Annotated in this window: 17 protein-coding genes; 3 read left to right on the forward strand and 14 right to left on the reverse strand. The window is 46.5% G+C overall.

The features are described 5' to 3' along the window. Position 1: 1 nt before the first annotated feature. The gene (locus tag FJM67_RS02920) at positions 2 to 1,390 is read right to left on the reverse strand and encodes a conjugal transfer protein TraH (protein ID WP_140587184.1); all 1,389 of its coding nucleotides are present in this window, start codon (positions 1,388 to 1,390) and stop codon (positions 2 to 4) included. A gap of 2 nt (positions 1,391 to 1,392) precedes the next feature. Continuing rightward, on the reverse strand, positions 1,393 to 2,337 hold the full coding sequence (locus FJM67_RS02925; protein WP_140587185.1) for a thioredoxin family protein: 945 nt from the start codon (positions 2,335 to 2,337) through the stop codon (positions 1,393 to 1,395). Between the two features lie 179 nt (positions 2,338 to 2,516). On the opposite strand from FJM67_RS02925, the gene FJM67_RS02930 reads away from it, so the two are divergent. Genes FJM67_RS02930 through FJM67_RS02940 form a run of 3 tightly spaced genes read left to right on the forward strand, consistent with a single transcriptional unit; the run spans position 2,517 to position 6,588 of the window. Further along, entirely contained in the window at positions 2,517 to 2,717 is a 201-nt protein-coding gene (locus FJM67_RS02930; protein WP_140587186.1) for a helix-turn-helix domain-containing protein, read from the forward strand. Positions 2,718 to 2,721: 4 nt separating this feature from the next. After that, the gene (locus FJM67_RS02935; RefSeq protein ID WP_181161417.1) at positions 2,722 to 4,830 is read left to right on the forward strand and encodes a GTPase; all 2,109 of its coding nucleotides are present in this window, start codon (positions 2,722 to 2,724) and stop codon (positions 4,828 to 4,830) included. Positions 4,831 to 4,848: 18 nt separating this feature from the next. After that, complete coding sequence (locus FJM67_RS02940; protein WP_140587188.1) at positions 4,849 to 6,588, forward strand: GTPase; 1,740 nt, start codon at positions 4,849 to 4,851, stop codon at positions 6,586 to 6,588. 151 nt (positions 6,589 to 6,739) lie between these two features. On the opposite strand, the gene FJM67_RS02945 is transcribed toward FJM67_RS02940, so the two are convergent. The 12 genes from FJM67_RS02945 to bet form a co-directional block, all read right to left on the reverse strand. Next, a complete protein-coding gene (locus tag FJM67_RS02945) occupies positions 6,740 to 7,438 on the reverse strand; it encodes a hypothetical protein (protein ID WP_140587189.1) in 699 nt (232 codons plus the stop codon). Between the two features lie 89 nt (positions 7,439 to 7,527). Next, on the reverse strand, positions 7,528 to 8,601 hold the full coding sequence (locus FJM67_RS02950; RefSeq protein ID WP_140587190.1) for a DUF7146 domain-containing protein: 1,074 nt from the start codon (positions 8,599 to 8,601) through the stop codon (positions 7,528 to 7,530). A 91-nt stretch (positions 8,602 to 8,692) separates the two neighbouring features. Then, positions 8,693 to 9,034, reverse strand: coding sequence for a plasmid-related protein (locus FJM67_RS02955; protein WP_140587191.1), 342 nt, complete (start codon positions 9,032 to 9,034; stop codon positions 8,693 to 8,695). After that, complete coding sequence (gene radC, locus FJM67_RS02960; protein WP_140587192.1) at positions 9,034 to 9,531, reverse strand: RadC family protein; 498 nt, start codon at positions 9,529 to 9,531, stop codon at positions 9,034 to 9,036. Before radC ends, FJM67_RS02955 begins: the two co-directional genes overlap by 1 nt. A gap of 82 nt (positions 9,532 to 9,613) precedes the next feature. After that, positions 9,614 to 11,263, reverse strand: a complete 1,650-nt coding sequence (locus tag FJM67_RS02965; protein WP_140587193.1) for a VWA domain-containing protein — start codon at positions 11,261 to 11,263, stop codon at positions 9,614 to 9,616. Positions 11,264 to 11,332: 69 nt separating this feature from the next. Beyond that, positions 11,333 to 11,773: a hypothetical protein gene (locus tag FJM67_RS02970; protein WP_032081049.1), complete on the reverse strand. Its 441-nt coding sequence runs from the start codon at positions 11,771 to 11,773 to the stop codon at positions 11,333 to 11,335. 61 nt (positions 11,774 to 11,834) lie between these two features. Next, positions 11,835 to 12,788, reverse strand: coding sequence for a DUF3150 domain-containing protein (locus FJM67_RS02975; protein WP_085627050.1), 954 nt, complete (start codon positions 12,786 to 12,788; stop codon positions 11,835 to 11,837). A 98-nt stretch (positions 12,789 to 12,886) separates the two neighbouring features. Further along, positions 12,887 to 13,654 (reverse strand): hypothetical protein, encoded by a 768-nt coding sequence (locus FJM67_RS02980; RefSeq protein WP_140587194.1) that lies wholly within the window; start codon positions 13,652 to 13,654, stop codon positions 12,887 to 12,889. Beyond that, positions 13,654 to 14,613: an AAA family ATPase gene (locus FJM67_RS02985; RefSeq protein ID WP_140587195.1), complete on the reverse strand. Its 960-nt coding sequence runs from the start codon at positions 14,611 to 14,613 to the stop codon at positions 13,654 to 13,656. Before FJM67_RS02985 ends, FJM67_RS02980 begins: the two co-directional genes overlap by 1 nt. Before the next feature lie 208 nt (positions 14,614 to 14,821). Beyond that, on the reverse strand, positions 14,822 to 15,838 hold the full coding sequence (locus FJM67_RS02990; protein WP_140587196.1) for a YqaJ viral recombinase family nuclease: 1,017 nt from the start codon (positions 15,836 to 15,838) through the stop codon (positions 14,822 to 14,824). 60 nt (positions 15,839 to 15,898) lie between these two features. Next, positions 15,899 to 16,042 carry a hypothetical protein gene (locus FJM67_RS17465; RefSeq protein WP_181161418.1) on the reverse strand — a complete coding sequence of 48 codons (144 nt, stop codon included), beginning with the start codon at positions 16,040 to 16,042 and terminating at the stop codon, positions 15,899 to 15,901. A gap of 82 nt (positions 16,043 to 16,124) precedes the next feature. Further along, positions 16,125 to 16,943 carry a phage recombination protein Bet gene (bet, locus tag FJM67_RS02995; protein ID WP_000414662.1) on the reverse strand — a complete coding sequence of 273 codons (819 nt, stop codon included), beginning with the start codon at positions 16,941 to 16,943 and terminating at the stop codon, positions 16,125 to 16,127. Positions 16,944 to 16,955: the final 12 nt, after the last annotated feature.

A 16,955-nucleotide genomic window follows, 5' to 3' on the forward strand; every position in this document is an offset into this window, starting at 1 on the left:
CCTATTCCCCCAGCGCCGTAGATTTAACGGTGTAATAACGCTGTTTGCGAATGGTCTGAATCACCTGATTAAAATGCGCCAGCAATTCTTGCTCTGAACCGTATCTTCGCTGTAACGCGGCGTATTCCTCATTGATTTGGCGACGTGCACGTTCAAGGTCTTCAGTTAATAACTTCGCATAGGCATGATCTTCTACACCAGAGGTGCTTCTAGCTGCATTGAGCATGTCTTCAACCAATGCTTGGGCCATCTCAACAGCAATAAATGGTGCTGCTCGTGAAGCAAACGACCTAGCGGCACCTTCATTTAATGCAGAAAGTGTTCGAATCATGCCGCCAATGCTCGCGGGAGCCGAGGTCATAAAAGCCTTTTCGGTGGTGCTAGCAGCCCCTGTATTTCGAGCAAATTTAAAAATAATGCCGTTACTAGAACCTGTACCAAGAAGTAAATTTTCTACCTGAGTTGATAACCCGGTAAGGGTCACGTTAGTGATTGTCGGGTTCAAACAACCGTCTTGCGTCACTGTGTCACATCGGTACATAGCGACGTTACCGCCATGAATTAGATGCTCAATAGTCACTTTATTGCCATTCAGCCTGGTCAGTTTTGGGGCTTTACCTTGGCCATCAGCGGCATTCGCTAAATCACCAACGATAATCGAACCAGTCACCGACATAACCGCTTCAAGAAAACGGTCATCCCCCGATGCAAACCAGCTTGATGCCGAATGACGTTTCAGTGCTCGCCAAACCAAATTACCTTTAATCGTTCTGTTTACATCAGATGCCGCGACACTCGAAGCGTTCTCATATGGGTTCTTACCATTGGACTCACTCCAACTGGTAAAAACGTCTCCAGCCCCTTTAAGTGAGCTCAACATGCTGGCTTCTGTTTGCCCCTTTTTACCAAAAGCAGCCAGGGTATCGTTCACGACTCCCTGAGCCATTTGACAGGAATTGCCAAAATACTCGTTCAACTGCTGGATTTTCTTTTGCAGTGTCTCCATGTGCTGGGAGCATTTCTCACACATAGCACTGAGCGCCAATTGGAATGCGTACCCCTTGGCGTTTGCAGCAACAGAGCGAAGTAATTGAACAAACTGATCCGCGTTAACAAATGACAAACTTCCAGCGAACATATCAATGCCGCCACAACCAGCTTGGAATGACGGAGGCACCATAGAGACGAGGTTTTCGTTCATGATCCTGTTACGAACAACAACACTTCCACCAGATATAACGCCACGCCGCTGACTCTCGAATACACCTGGCGCAGTGGTGTTGGTCATTGAACCAAACAACTGGTTCATCTCCTGTTGCAAGCTTGCTTGGCTCATAGATGAAAAACCAATCGCACAGGCGATTAGCGATACTCGGAATACTTTTTTCATCGTTATAACCCTCCTTGTGCACGCAGATAGCGAACAAGGAACTCAGGGTCCTGTAATATCTTTTCGTTAAGCTCTTGGGCTGACATCGCGAGTGACACGCCGGGTTGAACAGGTCTGGTGGCATAGTAAGTTTGATCGTCAATCCAACCGGCTTGATGGGCTGCGAGAATGATTCGATTATTGAGCTCATCAAGGCTCATTGCGCCTTGGCCAATCGGAGTGATGACATTAGGCGGATCAACTAAGAACACGGCAGGGACAGTCGTAACGGACAAGGATTGTGCTTGTCCTGAATCAACTTTGTAATTGGGAAACTCTCCACCGGGTAAAGGCAAGCCATCAACAGCAATAGCAAACACCTCAAAACCGTAGTTCAAAGCCATGGATTCGATGATAGGCGCTTGAGCATGGCAGTAAGGGCAATCCGAACGATAGAAGAAGAACAAGCCAGCTCGTTTTGCTACCTCACCTAAAGCAACATCCCGTTGAGTGCCAGCTTCTCTATCCATCCGATTGGCGGCATAAGTCGCCAAGGGTCTGCGACTGATTTCATCCAAAACAGGATCGCCCATGACCACCTGCTGACTAACATCAGCAAACTGTGAGCCCTTATCCATCATGACGCGCTGGAGATACAGATAGGCTCTGACGTTCTCATTCGTCGGCTCATCAATTGCCTTGTCCATGAACGACTGCATGTGCTCACGAAACCAGGCAGCACTGAAAGGCTTTAGCCCGCTCTTACTCGACTCTGCCGCACCAGATTCCGGCCCTATCAGCTCCTCAGGCTGCTCAGGTTCAGGAATGACCTGATACCAAAACCAGCCTTCCTGACCACGCTGATAGAATGGCTCGTCACTGGCATAGGCGGGTAAGATGAATAGAAAGAAAATAATGATTGGGATGGTCACCCATAGGATAAACCAAGGTAACAAAGGCGTTCTCATTGTCAGCTCCAGAAATTTCACAAAGCTAACATGCTAAAGATCCCCGTAAGAGCGATTAGCCAGATAGATGAAGGAATTGTGAGTGTTTCTGACTAATATATTTGGTAAACTTTTTTTATTTAGCATCTGATAACTTTCAATATCAGCTGTAATCAACGCATATAAGGGACATGACGGTTATGACAGAAAATAAATGGCTGACTATGGAAGAGCTGGCGGCATATCTGAAGATGAGCCGAACCAAGCTCTATACCATGACGCAGAAAGGTGAAATTCCGGCATCGAAGATCGGAAATCAGTGGCGGTTTGACCGGGATGAAATTGATGATTGGATGAAGCAGCAACGGAATATTGATGCCAGCCCCAAAGGGGGGTGTTGATAGTATGTTTCAGTATGCTATTGATGAAAAAAACAAGGTTTCTGATCTTGAGGAAGCGCTTCAGGAATGTAGGGAGGCTGCTCGTGAGGGATATGATATTGCCAAAGACAATCTAAACGAGACGGCAAAAGCGATTAAGGGTGTTTCGGAAAATCTTTCCAACTCGTTGAAGTCGCTTGATAACGGTTCTGTTAGAACTCCCGGCGTTGTCAATCAATTGAAGTCTCAACTCACAGGTGTTGTGAGTGAACTTGAATCATTACAGCAATCGTCTGCTCAGAATCTTGAGGCGAGAAAAAAACATTTAGACCATTTTTCCATTACATTATTCGGTCGCACAATGGCTGGAAAATCTACTTTGATGGAAATTCTCACTCGGGGAAATGGAGCATCCATTGGTACTGGTTCACAAAGGACAACCCGGGATGTTCGTACATACTCTTGGAACGGGCTCGAAGTGACGGATGTGCCGGGTGTGGCAGCCTTCGAAGGTACTGAAGACGAGGAGCTGGCTTTTAAAGCAGCTACTCAGGCTGATTTAGTTCTTTTTTTGATAACGGATGATGCACCACAACCTGCGGAAGCAGAATGCCTTGCTCGCGTTAGACGCTTGGGTAAGCCAGTATTAGGTATTTGCAACGTCAAAGTTGGCTTGGATGATGAAGATGATTTGATTCTTTTCTTGAGAAACCCTGCTAAACCTTTTGATCGAACACGAATAGGCCAGATTCTTTCGCAGTTCAATCTATTAGCAGACCAATATATCCCCGGGAAGCGAGTACCATTTGTGGTCTCCCATCTTCGCTCTCAGTATTTAGCTCAACAGAATGAGTACGCCAAATATCGTGGAAAATTAATAAAAGCCAGCAAGTTTAGTGGCATTGAAAATAGAATCGTTCAAGAAGTTACAGGTAGAGGCACCTTTCTTCGAATGAAAAGTTTTATCGATGGCGCTGTCGCTCCTATGATGGATTTGACTGAGTTACTGCTTGAATTCAGCGAACAGAACTCAAGCAGTGGTCGTGTTTTAATTGGGAAAAGACGACAGTTCCAAGATTGGTCGGAGGACTTCAAGACACTGGGCGCTGAACGATTAAATACCCAGATTTCAAAGCTTATGGATGAGCTAAGATCAGAAGTTCCGGCGTTTTCCGAAGATCACTACGATAACAATTCCGCAGGTGAAAGCTGGAATAGATTAATAGAGTCCATAGGAATAAAGAACAAAATCGAGAAGCTGCAAAAAGCACTTCTCGATGAATGCCAAAAAGCACTTAGTGAAATTGCCCGAGAGTTAAAGTCAGAGCTTTCTTTAGTGGCTGACTTATCAAGTGACCGCCACATCAAAATGGATAGTATCTTCGACCTCAAACGTGCTTGGAATTGGGGAACAAATATTCTTGCCGGAGGACTGGGCATCGCCGCACTCATTCTCGGTAGTGGTCCACTTGGGTGGGCTGCAGCAGCAGTTGGAGCCGTTGGGTGGTTGTTTTCATTGTTTTTTGATGATCGTGAAAAAAAGGCCAGAAGAGCACGAGAAAAGCTGTCCCGACGTCTTTATGATCATATTGATAAAATCGAGAAGAACCTGAGAAAAGGAACAGGTGACTGGTTCCATCAGGAACTTCTCAGCAAGCAGGTTTATGTTCTACTCCATGACTTGGGAGCAGTAACAGCAGGTTTGTTTGAACTGGCAGATACTCAAAGAGCTCTGGCCTGGACTTTGAATGATCGCCAGAAGGATCTTGGAAAAATTCTGATAAACAAGGTTCTTGATCAACTTGATTCAGCATATCTGGGAGAGCACATCGTTGATGTGGCAAGAGTTCCCGGATTTGCGACAATGTTACTAATAGCCCCTAATACAACTTTTCCGGGTGATGTTCATGCAAAAATGGAAAGGCTCTTAGGTGAACAAATCTGGTTTGCCATTAATACAAAAAATCAGTTTTCGATCCTCTCGCAAGCAATTGGCAGAAATTGTGATAAAAAGAAAATTAGTATTGAAGAGAAAATACGTGTTGCCCATGTACCGCTGGATGATCTTGATGCGACAACAAGATCCCGGGTGCGCTTAGCGCAACAGCTCACCGGCCTGCATATAATGAGATAATGAAAGGAGTTAGTACCTATGACTGGCAAATTTGAAATACATGAATGGGCTGTTCGTGGCAATGAGCTGCTCGAACGCTCCAAAGAAATTTTATCTTCTGCGCCGAGCGAAAAAGTTAAATCCATTTCCAGTAGAATTCCGGAATGCGTTTTAGATAGCGAAAACAGTATAAATCTTGTTTTTGCCGGGCAATACAGTGCAGGTAAATCAAGTATTCTAAAAGTTTTGACTGGTCGAGAAGATATTGCTGTTGGAGGAGGAATAACAACAGAAGAGACCCACTCATATGATTGGAATGGAATCAAGGTCATTGACACCCCGGGTGTACATACGGAATTGAGGCCAGATCATGATGAGATCACTTATAGGGCTATAGCGGACGCAGATCTATTGGTTTTTGTGACTACAAATGAACTATTTGACTCTCACCTCGCCAAACATTTCCGGAACCTCGCGATAGAAAGAGACAAAGCTCATGAAATGATGCTTGTTATCAATAAAATGCGAAGATGTGCAAAAGGTAACAGTCCTGAAGCTCAAAATGTGATTAGGGAAGATATAAGAAAAGTATTAAATCCATTCTCCCCAGAGGATCTGCGTACATCGTTCATTGACGCAGAAGCCGCCTTGGAAAGTAAGTCAGAGGATGATGCCGACATTTCAAGAATACTATGGAAAAAAGGTGGAGTAGATTCCTTTACAGAAAATTTGAATGATTTTGTGCGCGAAAAGGGGTTAACCGGTAGATACAGCACTACTTTATATACACTTGAACAACTTCTGCAAGAAGCTTTGGCATCTGAGTCAACCGGCGACAAAGATGTTGATGCTCTTGAAGAATTGTTATTGCAAAGAAGGCGGGCATTAGTTGAAACACAAGATCGTATTCCTCGCGCTGTAGAGGGAGAAATTCAGCAATCTTGTTCTGCGATACGCCATGAAGGTCGAAAGATTTCAGATATGATTAATGGATCTGCTGACCAAAAGGCTGTTGACCAAGAGCTCCAAAAGTCTCAGGACCGTGTCCAATCAATCACCGAACAATTAGGTCAAACTGTTCAAGTTGTGATTGGTAAGCACATGGATGACCTCGAAAAACGGATCGACGGGATAGCCAATAGTGAGCTTGCAAAAGAACTGTTACCCCGGTTGGAGCATCGAATTGAAGAGGCTTCAATTTCACCAGATACCATGTCTAACTTGAGAAAAGCATCAGATGTGTCTTCTAAACTGGGCGAATTCTTGGTGAGAAATTCCTTTAAGCCTAATTCTGGATCTATTGGAGAGCTTTTTAAACTCAATCAATATTCCGGCACCGCAACACACAATGCGGTAAAAGCCATCGGCAAGTTTTTTGGAAAGAAATTTAAGCCATGGGAGGCTGTTAAGTGGACGCGCAATGTTGCAAATGTAGGTCGTGTTTTTGCTGTTGCTGGGACTGTTCTAACATTTGTTCTTCAAATCAAAGAGGATGCAGATGCCGCACAGTTAGAGTCTGACTTAAGAGAGAGTCGCGCAGCCATCCGTGCTGGTTTTAATGATGCTGCTCACGTAATTGAAATGCATTATGATCAGGCTACGCAAACTTACGTTTCCAGCGCATTATCATCAGAAATAGAGGATGTCGATAGACAGCTCTCTGAACTACGAAACATGCAAGAGGTAAGATCCAATCTGTTTGAAAACATTTTGGCTCTGCTTGAAGAAACACGGTCTCTTATACAATACCTTCATTCAGTAGACAGTCAATGGGGTTAATAGAGCTTAATTTATCCGGGACATCATAACGTTGATTTATCAACAATTAATTGTAAGATAATTTCTCATTTGGCTTTTTAAACTTTGGGTAGCACGCCTATTGACATACACGTATAGGAACGTGCTAACCTGTTCTAAATTCTAGCTAATTTCAAAAAACAGTAACCAACGTTTTAATTGATTCAGTTGGTACAATAACAAAGTGTATTTTGCTCTCCATATGCCACCAGAGCTCTGCCTCATGTGAATATTTTTTTGCCTTTTTGGTAGCAACTTTTTCTGGCAATTTGGATTTTTCTAGCTGCGGGCAAAGCAGCTTAGAATACAAAGCCTTCCAAGGATGCTTAGGAGCACCGTCTGAAAGCCGTTCCACAAACCGTTCCAGTGCATGACGAGTCACCACGACAGGTCCAATGTTCGGAACGTTGATGACCTCATCGATTTCTCTCACGGTAGCATTATCGACGCTGTATTCTTCGAAGGAATGTGAGAGCCAATCGTCCCGCTTCTCTACCGAGATCTGTGCTTCCTGGTATCGAGTGAGCAAAAACCTAGTCAGGCTGTAAAGTGAATGCTGAGTTGAGCGTTGTTTCTGTAACTTTTTGATAGCTCCTTTACTGACTCGGATTTGAAGCCCATTACCGCTTCGGTTACTCCCCATCACCTCTTTCACTGACAGTAGGTGATGAATAGCATAAACCTCAGCTGCAATTGGCTTTTGCTGCTCAGGTAGCTTGTCGTATTGCTCACCTAAATCGACCTTTAGCTCACCACCTCTTCGAAGGCCGGTCTTCCAGTAAACCGTAAACTCACCATCAATCTGCTTTGTTAACAGGGTTAATACCATCATATTTGTTTCTCCTATTGGTTATCTATTTTTCATTCTCCATGTTTTTTCAAATATGCAAGGCGCAAAAAAAGGGGCCGAAGCCCCTTGGATCAGATATGAACTTTAGGAAACCCCATGGCACCGTAAACATTCAGCACATCATTCCAATCCCAACTTTTCACGCCAAGTGACGTTGGTATCGGAGGGATCAACACTTGTGTCAGAATGCCGTTTTGCCAGGCTTTTTTCTTGAGTTCATTCGCTGCATTCAGGCCGGTCTCAGAGAGATCGTGATCTGCCCAGATGTACAGCATTTTCACATTACTTGGTGGCTCAAACCTAGCCAGTAGCGTTGCATTCACAACCGACCAACATGTTTGTCCCGTTGCTCTGGTAACAGCTAAAGCCGTCTCTATACCTTCAGAAACACCTAGTACTTCACCAGGCTCACCTATAGGAATGGCACCACCAGTGATTGTTCTGTCACTTGGTATCGGCATCATCTTTTTAGGCTTTTCAACCGGCGCTTTGAATCCATCTTCACTTAGGTAGATCCGATGGAACGTGGCCGAACGCCCTTGCTGCGTAACGATTTTACCTAGCAGCGCTGGGTAGCTATCAATTAACAGACCATCTTCATCATGGTAAGGCAAGTTTGGATGAAACCTCAGCACCGAATCCCATTCAGGACGAAGCCGGGTAACAATGCCACGACGATGCAAGTAGTTCCAAACTGGTTGCGCACGAGTATCTGCAAGAGATAGCGTTTCTCCCCAGGTTTGATTCAAGCGATGGATAATCGCTTTGTCCTCGTCCTGCTTTCTAGCCTTCCAATCAACAGCGTTACGCGTTATTGCCCGAGAAGGTGCTTGTATTTGTCCGGATTGAATACCAAGAACTTGGCCAATTGCTTCAATAGACTGAGCAAAGTTCCACCCATTAATCCAAGACAACAGTTCAAAGCCATCATGAAAGATACCGCAGGTATTACAAACGCCACCACCGGTATATTCAGCATCTTTGAACAGCCTAAAGCCATCACGACCGCCATGAACAGGACAAGCCACATGACGGCCTTTTCGAGCAATAGCGGCATCAAGTTCTGGCACCAATGCCGCTAATACTTGAAGCCATTGGCCATTAAGATATGGCCTTACTGTTTCAATTTGTAAAGGTAACGCCATATAACCTCCTTAAGTAAAAAGCCGACTCCTACCACTGGTGGTAAAAGTCAGCTTGGGTCCTGCATTAAGCCGTTTGGTTAATGCAGGAACGTTAGTCAAGCTGGATACCATGTCGTCTTAATAGCCACATGATGGAATCACGAAACACATCAGGATCGACAACCGCAGCCATCGCGCAAACACGAAAGCAAAATGGCGCTATTTCGTCATTTTGAATCCACGACAACACATCCTTGCGCAACCGAGTGCTGACACGACCGTCCAGCAATACTCGGATTGCATCCAATAGAATGCCTTCGCGTAACTGCCAGATTTCCGTGTCAGACCAAGTGACTGGGGCATCATCAAACTCAAATAGAAATTCGAGCTGTGATGATGTGTGTTGATGGGACTGCTTTTGTGATGTAGGAGAATGGGCAATGCGCCCATTCATTAAAGATAACCGCGTTCGGCAAGCGAAACGCAGCCCTCGGATGCGACCACAACATGGTCAAGCGTTCGAATATCAACAAGTGACAAGGCGTCACGGAGTCGATGAGTAATGCGTTTATCAGCTTCACTTGGCTCAGGATCACCCGATGGATGGTTATGAACCAATATCACTGCTGCTGCATTAAGTTCTAGCGCTCGCTTTGTTACTTCCCTTGGATACACGCTCGCCGCATCTAAAGTGCCTTTGAACAGCTCTTCAAATCGAATGACGCGATGCTTTGTATCAAGAAACAGTACGCCAAAGACTTCGTGCTCATACTCGTGCATCAGTGTTTGCAGGTATGAGAACGCCGACGATGGCTGTTCAATTTTGCTACCTTTACTCAATCGACCACGGGCAAGCTTGAGCGCCATATCTAATATATCTGCTTCAGTCACTTGCTCAGGAACGATGTAAGTACCGGCTTCTTCGCCAGCTAAGAACTTTTTGTTTTTCATAGGGGTCTCCAAAAAAAGCGGAGACGAACCCATGCCCTGACGGAGACGGAATCGTCCCCGCAGGGTGGTAAAATTGATGTGGTTACTGAATTAACAGTTGTTGTGTTACTTCGAATAACTCACGCTTTAGATCTTTGACGTCATTAATCACAATGCTTTGAGGAAAGAATTTCTCAACACTGCGTGTTTGAATCCCGATCCCCAGCAGCTCAAAGCCACTGCGTCTGCACCGGTCAACAATGTCATGCGTGGCAGCCCAATCATCTGGGTCACCATCCGTTAGCACTATCATTAGCTTTCGCTTCTGTTTTTGCGCTAACAAACTGTTTGCCGCAAACCACATCGCTTGTGCCATAGGCGTACAACCTCGTGGTTTTTGGTCAAAACAGGCGGCCCGATGTCGAACCGATTGCTTGGGCAATAACGCGATAGAAACTTCCTGATGAATCCCAGGAAAATAACTGACCGCAGGTACTACACCCGGTATGCATTCCAGTGCCATGGCTAAAGCCAAAGCGGCTTCATTGGCAACATGAAAGTACTTGCGATTACCTTCGCCAATGGGCTTACCCATTGAGCCCGATATATCGACCAGCAAGTGCACAGCAGCATTGGGCGCAATGCGCGGCTGCCTTTGAATAAACAATCTCGATTCACCTGCTTGTGAGGCGGCAAGACGATGGGTTGCAACTCGAAGACCGTGCCTCTTGGCATGATTCCGATTGTCCTGACTAGACTGAACCATACCTCTAAGTCGGGCTCGAATTTGAGCGGACTCAGACGCTGACAAGGTCAAGATGGCCTCGTCACCCAACATAGCTTGCTCTGCTTGGGGCAAACTGAGTGGAGTGACGCCCTGATGTCCTTCAGCTTGTTCCGACAACACTTCTGCCACTTGTGCAAAGGTATCAGGTTCAAACTGAGCGGCACTGGCCTCTAGGGCTTGTCGCAAATTGTCAGCTTGAGCAGAGTTATCAGAATCCCCCGTTTCAGCAGCATCCCCTGTTGCAGACGAGTCTGTTTCTGGGGTTTGACTGTCACTACTGCTGTCATTACTCGCAGCTTGTCCAATGTCATTACCGCTATCAGCATCCGATTCATCCTGTGGTGGACGAGATTCTTCTTCCAACATGGCAACGATGGCATCGACAAGTTTCAGCACTTCACCTGTAGACGCTAGGCTAGGCACTGCTGTCAGCATGGCGCTTAACCGGCTCATCGCTGCGCCGGGAAAAAGTTGTCTCACCCTGTCATCAACAGCTTGATACAAAGGCGTCAGCGCTTTCTGACCGAGAAAATGGCATCTCAAGCGGAACAACAACCAGGCTTGCAAGTTAGATGCAGGCTCAAGCTGTTCAGGTACACACATTTGCTGAGTGTCTACCATGTACTCAATCACTTGCGAAATACTGCGCCGGGTTCCGGGGTAATCCTTTGCCAATTCGTTTTCAATGCGAACGTCCTCAATGATATTGAGAAGTGCCTTACGGATCGGTTTGGACGACGCCTTCTGCACCATGTCAAAGTTGGTATGCCGAATATGCGCCGCTTCATGAGCCAGATAACCCCAAGCTATCTGTTGATAGTGTGGGTCGTCTGGGTTTGCTGTTGGGATCACAATCCGATCACCATCGGTAAACGCATCTTGTCCTTGAATAAGCACCTTCACACCAAACTTTTCGCCATAAGCTGCGGCAACGATTGGCAGTGCGTTTTTTAATGGATGATTCATGGGAGTCTCCTAATCATTAGGGGGAATACTCCCTCGGCGGGAGCGTTTCCCCGCTGGGAATGTAAGTGTTTAAACCTGTGCTTTTAGCTTATCCAGATCGTATTTTTGACCCAACCAAGCCACCAATTGAGCTGGACTCTCGTGCTGCTCAAATGACGTTTTAAGCTGGTCTAAACTCAGGATGTCATCCAATGTCAGACCGTACTGGTCTTGTAACTGAGTAGACACCTCGTGTTGATATTGCAGCCAGTCCCGCTCAAAAGCGGCTTGCTGCAATGCCATGTTTGGAACAAATACCATGGCTGATAACCAAACACCTTGTGCGTCCGCATCTGCGATCAGCACAGGGTTCTTAGGGATCACGACACTATGTGTTGAGTACGACCGTTGTACTAACGTTCGACAACACGCCACTTCTGGTATCGATTCACTTTCAACAGCATCAGTCACACCACGAAAATGCGGTTCAAACTGGTTCAGTTGGCTGGGGTTATGGATGGTTGATTGCATAATTTCCTCTTACATAGTTCAGAGGACATGCGCCCTTCAGGGCAACATGCCCTCAAGGACGTTAGAAATAAAATGAGTTTGGTACAGTCGAACCAAGGTTTGGTCTGACGGTTGGTTGTGGTATTGCACGTAAGTTATCTGGCTGAGCAGATACTGGCTGTGCGGGTTTAGGTTCAGGTTTGGGCATCAGTTGTCTGATATCCAATTGACCTTCACCGTGCATTCTCATCTTGTCTGGATCAGACAAAATTAAAATGGTCGCCATCAGTTCGTGATAGAGATTGTCTGTCACAGGGCCGGTCTTCGGCAGACGAACAAATAAATTGTCCATCGCTTCGACCATCGGCTGGACTCGATGATCCAGGAATGACAAACCATCCAACTTGTCTCTTAACCGCTTCAGAGGATTAAGGGCTCGCTGGCTGATTTGATTCTTACCTGCAACGGAACGCTCAAACAGTTCATTGGCATCACGAGCCACCTCCCTAAAGAGGGTGTGTCCCATGCCATTGACCTTGTCATCTAAGCCACCAGCTTGTTCAGCCGGTTGCATTCGATAGATGGCATAATCGAACTGAAGCCGTTGTTCCACATCTTCAATGGGTGACAGCGCACGCCGGATTGCATCTGCAAATTCCGGGTGTTTTGCAACCCAGTCAAACGTCACCTGATCATAGTTGTCCAAGAACAGCTGCTTGCACTGCGCAAACTCCTGACCGATCCGGTCAAGCTCTGGAACAATCTGATCAATTCGGTCTTCAGGGACGGCATAGCCACCTAAGAACCGCACACCGACTTGCTCACACAAGCGTTGCGCTTCTTTCTTAAGCCTTTCAAAGTTCGCCAATGCCTCAGGGTCGCAAATTTTTTTACTCCCTAAGCTGGCAACATCCTTCGGTGGAAGTTGGCTGCCATTGGCTAGTCTGAAATCTTCAGGCCTTAGTTTTTTTCTACCGCTCCAGATGGAACAGTCGATGTGACAAATCAAAAGTTTGTCGAGGGTTTGAATACTCATAGTGCATCCTCATGCGAGATGGGGACGCACCACTCCCAACAGGAGCAATGGCCCCCGTTTGGGTGGTAGTAGTTGACGCGCTAATGGCAACATCACTATCAGAAATAGTAATTTTGCGAATCAGGCGACGATTGGTTGAGATCGATTTTCGCAGGCATTAAGTCCAGTGCTTCAGCTATCGGGCGAACCCGCTCTAAATCACTGCCTAATAGCCTCAATACATCTTTTTCCAACTTCAGTTGGTCGGATACTTCTATCCCTTCAGGACTCGCTACTGTGAGCGAACACAGAGGTGGTAATTGACGCTTAAAGGCCAGTAACAGCAACAATGGCCACGGGCCATCATCCGTGTTAACAATGCCAGCGCCTTCACCTGACACCATGCTGATTTGATTGGTACTAGGTAATCCGCTTTTGCAAAACCCTAATGACCATTCTCCAATCCTGACCTGGTTATCATCAATAACAGCCAAGCCATAGGCTTCAAGCAGCTTTGCCATATCGAACAACGCTTTTTGCGCCAGCGAGATTTGACCATTGACGTCCTTGCGAGTACGAAACTCCCAACTGACGTTATTGGCGCACGCGACGCTATCAAGCGCATTTGAGAGTTCAAATGGCCGCCCTTGATGATCAATGCCGACTTGTCCAACAAATCGATAACCCTTGTTGATTTTCTCATTGATTCTTCGGTCTGCTTCAGCCTTAGGATCAGTCGAATCAATCAATCGCTGCTGCGACAATTGACCTGCTTTTCCAAACCGAACTTCAATCTCCTGGTTATCTGATCCAACGTAAATGGCCCATTCTTTGGCTGTCCCATCAGAATGACGGTAACGGTAAAGAGCAAAGCACTTTTCCATCATCAATCCTCCCAATGGTCACCGAAGACATCAGCGGCAATACGGTGAATGGCTTCACGTTGCTCCAACTCAGCACGAGCCGTCAAAGACCGAACCAGTGCATACTCCACTGCGTTAGGAGCGCCTTTAAAAGCAAGTGTTAACTTTGCCCAGCGCACCAAGGTCCGAGTGGACATGGTGATACTGAGTTCTGCACCGCCATCCGCGCCCCCAATAAAAAGACGGCGAATGTCACCAGCCACTTTCACCATTTTTCGGCGAAAGACTTCTGGCAAGCCTGGCGCAACGTTCTCCAGAATGGCTTCCTCTACAGAAGGCTCTGCATAGGTCGCTTCGATGATTCTAAAGCGATCAAGAAAAGCCAAATTTTGTTGAAGCACGCCTTGATACAAGCCCGTCTGGTCACCGCTGCCCGCACTGTTGCCGGTAGCGATAAAACGAAACTTGTTATGTGGAATGATGATCTCACCGCCATTTTGTGCGATGACCAACGGGGCACCTTCCAAAATGTCATTGAGCCCAGCCAATTCAGCAGGCTCAGCAAGATCCATTTCATTAATGATCAGCAAATGGCCATGCTTGACAGCCAGTGCCAGCGGTCCATACACAAAGGTCATGTTGCCATTAACCAGTGTGTGGTGACCGATAAGATCGGACAACTCCAATCGACCGTGCGCAGTAATTTGCTGAACAGGCCAATTCAATCGAGAAGCAACTTGGCAAATTAGCGAGGTCTTACCGCATCCAGTGGGGCCTGTAATATACAAACCGTCACCGTCAGGGTGAGACAAAAACGCCAATACGTCACGTAAGTCTTCTTTTCTAAAAACATACTCGTCCTTGCGAACGGGAATGTTTGGATGGGTAGTGTCGGCACTAAATCCTTCCAGAACGAAAGCATCAGGAGCCGGGACATTAAACGCTTGATTCACTTGAACCAAAAATGGAGATTGTTCAGTCATGGTAAACCTCATCTGTTTTGACGAGGCACCATGCCCAACAGGGAATGAAGTCCCCGTCGGGTGGTGTGTTGATTGTGGTATGGCTGTGTATGTAAGAGTTCAGCTCGCTCTATCATTCGTACCCAGCATTGGCTACGAGTGAAACTGCTTTCTGATGCACTCGAAGTAAGTGCATGAGAAAGGAGCCGAAATCGGCTCCAAGTGAACGTTAAAAGTAAAATGAGCTCGGTGAGTCACCTGGCAGAACCAAGTTCTCTTGCTCAAGGCTGATTTTGATTGGTGTTTCAACGGGCTGCTCTGGCTTATTGGTGCTGATACGCAACCGCTCTTGTGGCGCTTTTCGGTAAGCAGCTAAAACCTGTTCATCCAGCTCGCCTAACTTATCGGTGGCCAATTGCTTATAGTCCACCGTGCCCGCCATCATGTAGCGGCTGAGTTTGACCCCAGCATAGTCGGCATGAGCGTAGTTACCCATCATAGCGACCAATTTTGACTGAGCTTCTCGCATTTCCTCTTTCAAAGATTTAATGTGATTTTCCAGTCGAACCACTTCGGCATGTGCTGAGCAATACTGGCGGGACAGCGATGTCCAGCGGTATTGGGCTTCACCCTTGGGAACAAAACAATCTTGCTCTGGGCATTTTGACGGTTCTTTTTTGGTCTGTACTAACTCCCAAAACTGAAGCTCTGTTTCTTGCAACTCAGTTAAGAACGCCGCGTCTCGTTGTATTTCAAACTCAATCAGTTGATCCTCAAAATAGAAAACCAACCAACCTCGCGTGCTATTGGCGACCAGTACTTGATGCTGTACTTGCACCCAATACAACTGGTACGCCTCGCTTTGTTCTCGGTGAGATTGCACATCCTCAAAAACTGACTGGCAAGGACATTTCAGTTCAACGGGTTCGCCCGCATCGTTGATGCCATCAAAGCTGGCTCGAAAGATTGCGTTATGATCGGCTTCTGCACATAACGGCAGAAGAAAGTCATTATGCGCATTCTCAAATGCTCGCCTTGCTTGAGGCTCCAACCTTATACCGCGAAGCACATTTGGATTATTCGACAGGTCTTCCGGTAATACGAATCCGGTTTTTTCTGCCCATAATCGCCAAGGTGTTTTGTAGGGTGAACGCCCCATAATAATTGGGGCTTCAGATGCCGTAACCCCTGCAATGCGCCACTGGTGCCATGCAGGAGTACGCTGTGATAAGTCGATAACCTTCATATTGCCTCCTTTGAGGGGAGACTCCCCCGAAGGAGAGAACTCCCCTTCAGGGTTAAGTGGTTACTTTGCAGCTTGTGCTAACGCTGTTTGGTGCTGAACAACACTTGCTTGAACCGAATCAATTGCCGCTTTACCGGCTTGAATCGAACCTACGACAAGGGCAACAACCAATACCAAGCGTAAAAGTGAGGCTGATTTAGTCATGGAAGATCTCCAAAAAAAAGACGAGACCTTCCCCCTGACGGGAGAATAATCCCGCCAGGGTTCGTAAAATGAATGCGTGGCGCTAAGAAGCTAAAGGCTGTGTGAGCGCTTTGGCTGCTTGTTGCTGTGCATTAAATATTTCTTGTTTCGCAAACGTCAGTTCAACACCCTGAAAATGTTCATTGGCATATTCCAATGCACTATTCCAAGCGTTTGAAGCTTCTGCCCGCTCGATAAGCTTGTAAACAAGCCCTCGGGTACGATCATCAACTTGCTCGGGTGGAATCACCGATGGCTCAACAACGTGTGTTGCTTGACCTTCGATAATTCGCTCTGCTTCGTCTTGATCGAAAATTCCCACAAAGCCAAACGCAATGCGGGAACACTGGATCATGGATTTATGTCTTAGCATTCGCTTAGTGTGCGTCTGCCATGGACCATCTACACGGTAAGGGCCATTTTTGCCGTTACCTTCAAAAGGCGGTCGATAGACTTCATCCAGATACTCAGTGATTTTGACTGGGTGCGAACGGTCGCGCCGATAGATGATGCATTCCATCCATTCAGGGCATTCTTTCGCGCCATCCAGTGAGACTTTGTTTTCTGAAGTCTTAAACTCCATGCCATCAAACTGGTCGTGTTGATTGATGATGCGAGACCATCCATCGACACCTACCACTGGAATAATTCCAGCTTGCTTATCAGGGAAAGCAAAAATCTCTTTGGTGAAAGGGTTCAAGCCGTACTGATCTGCAACCACCAAGAGCGCCATCATCTGCTCATTGGTCGGTGCACTACCGTCACGTTGCTTGAATGCTGTTGCTTTTAGGGTATCGAACAGTTTGTTTGGATCGACACTAAAGCGCTCAGCAAAGCGTTGGATTAGCTTTGGTTTTTCCATTGTGGACTCCGA

The sequence above is a fragment of the Maribrevibacterium harenarium genome (assembly GCF_006385675.1).
Taxonomy (GTDB): Bacteria; Pseudomonadota; Gammaproteobacteria; order Pseudomonadales; family Marinomonadaceae; genus Marinomonas; species Marinomonas harenarium.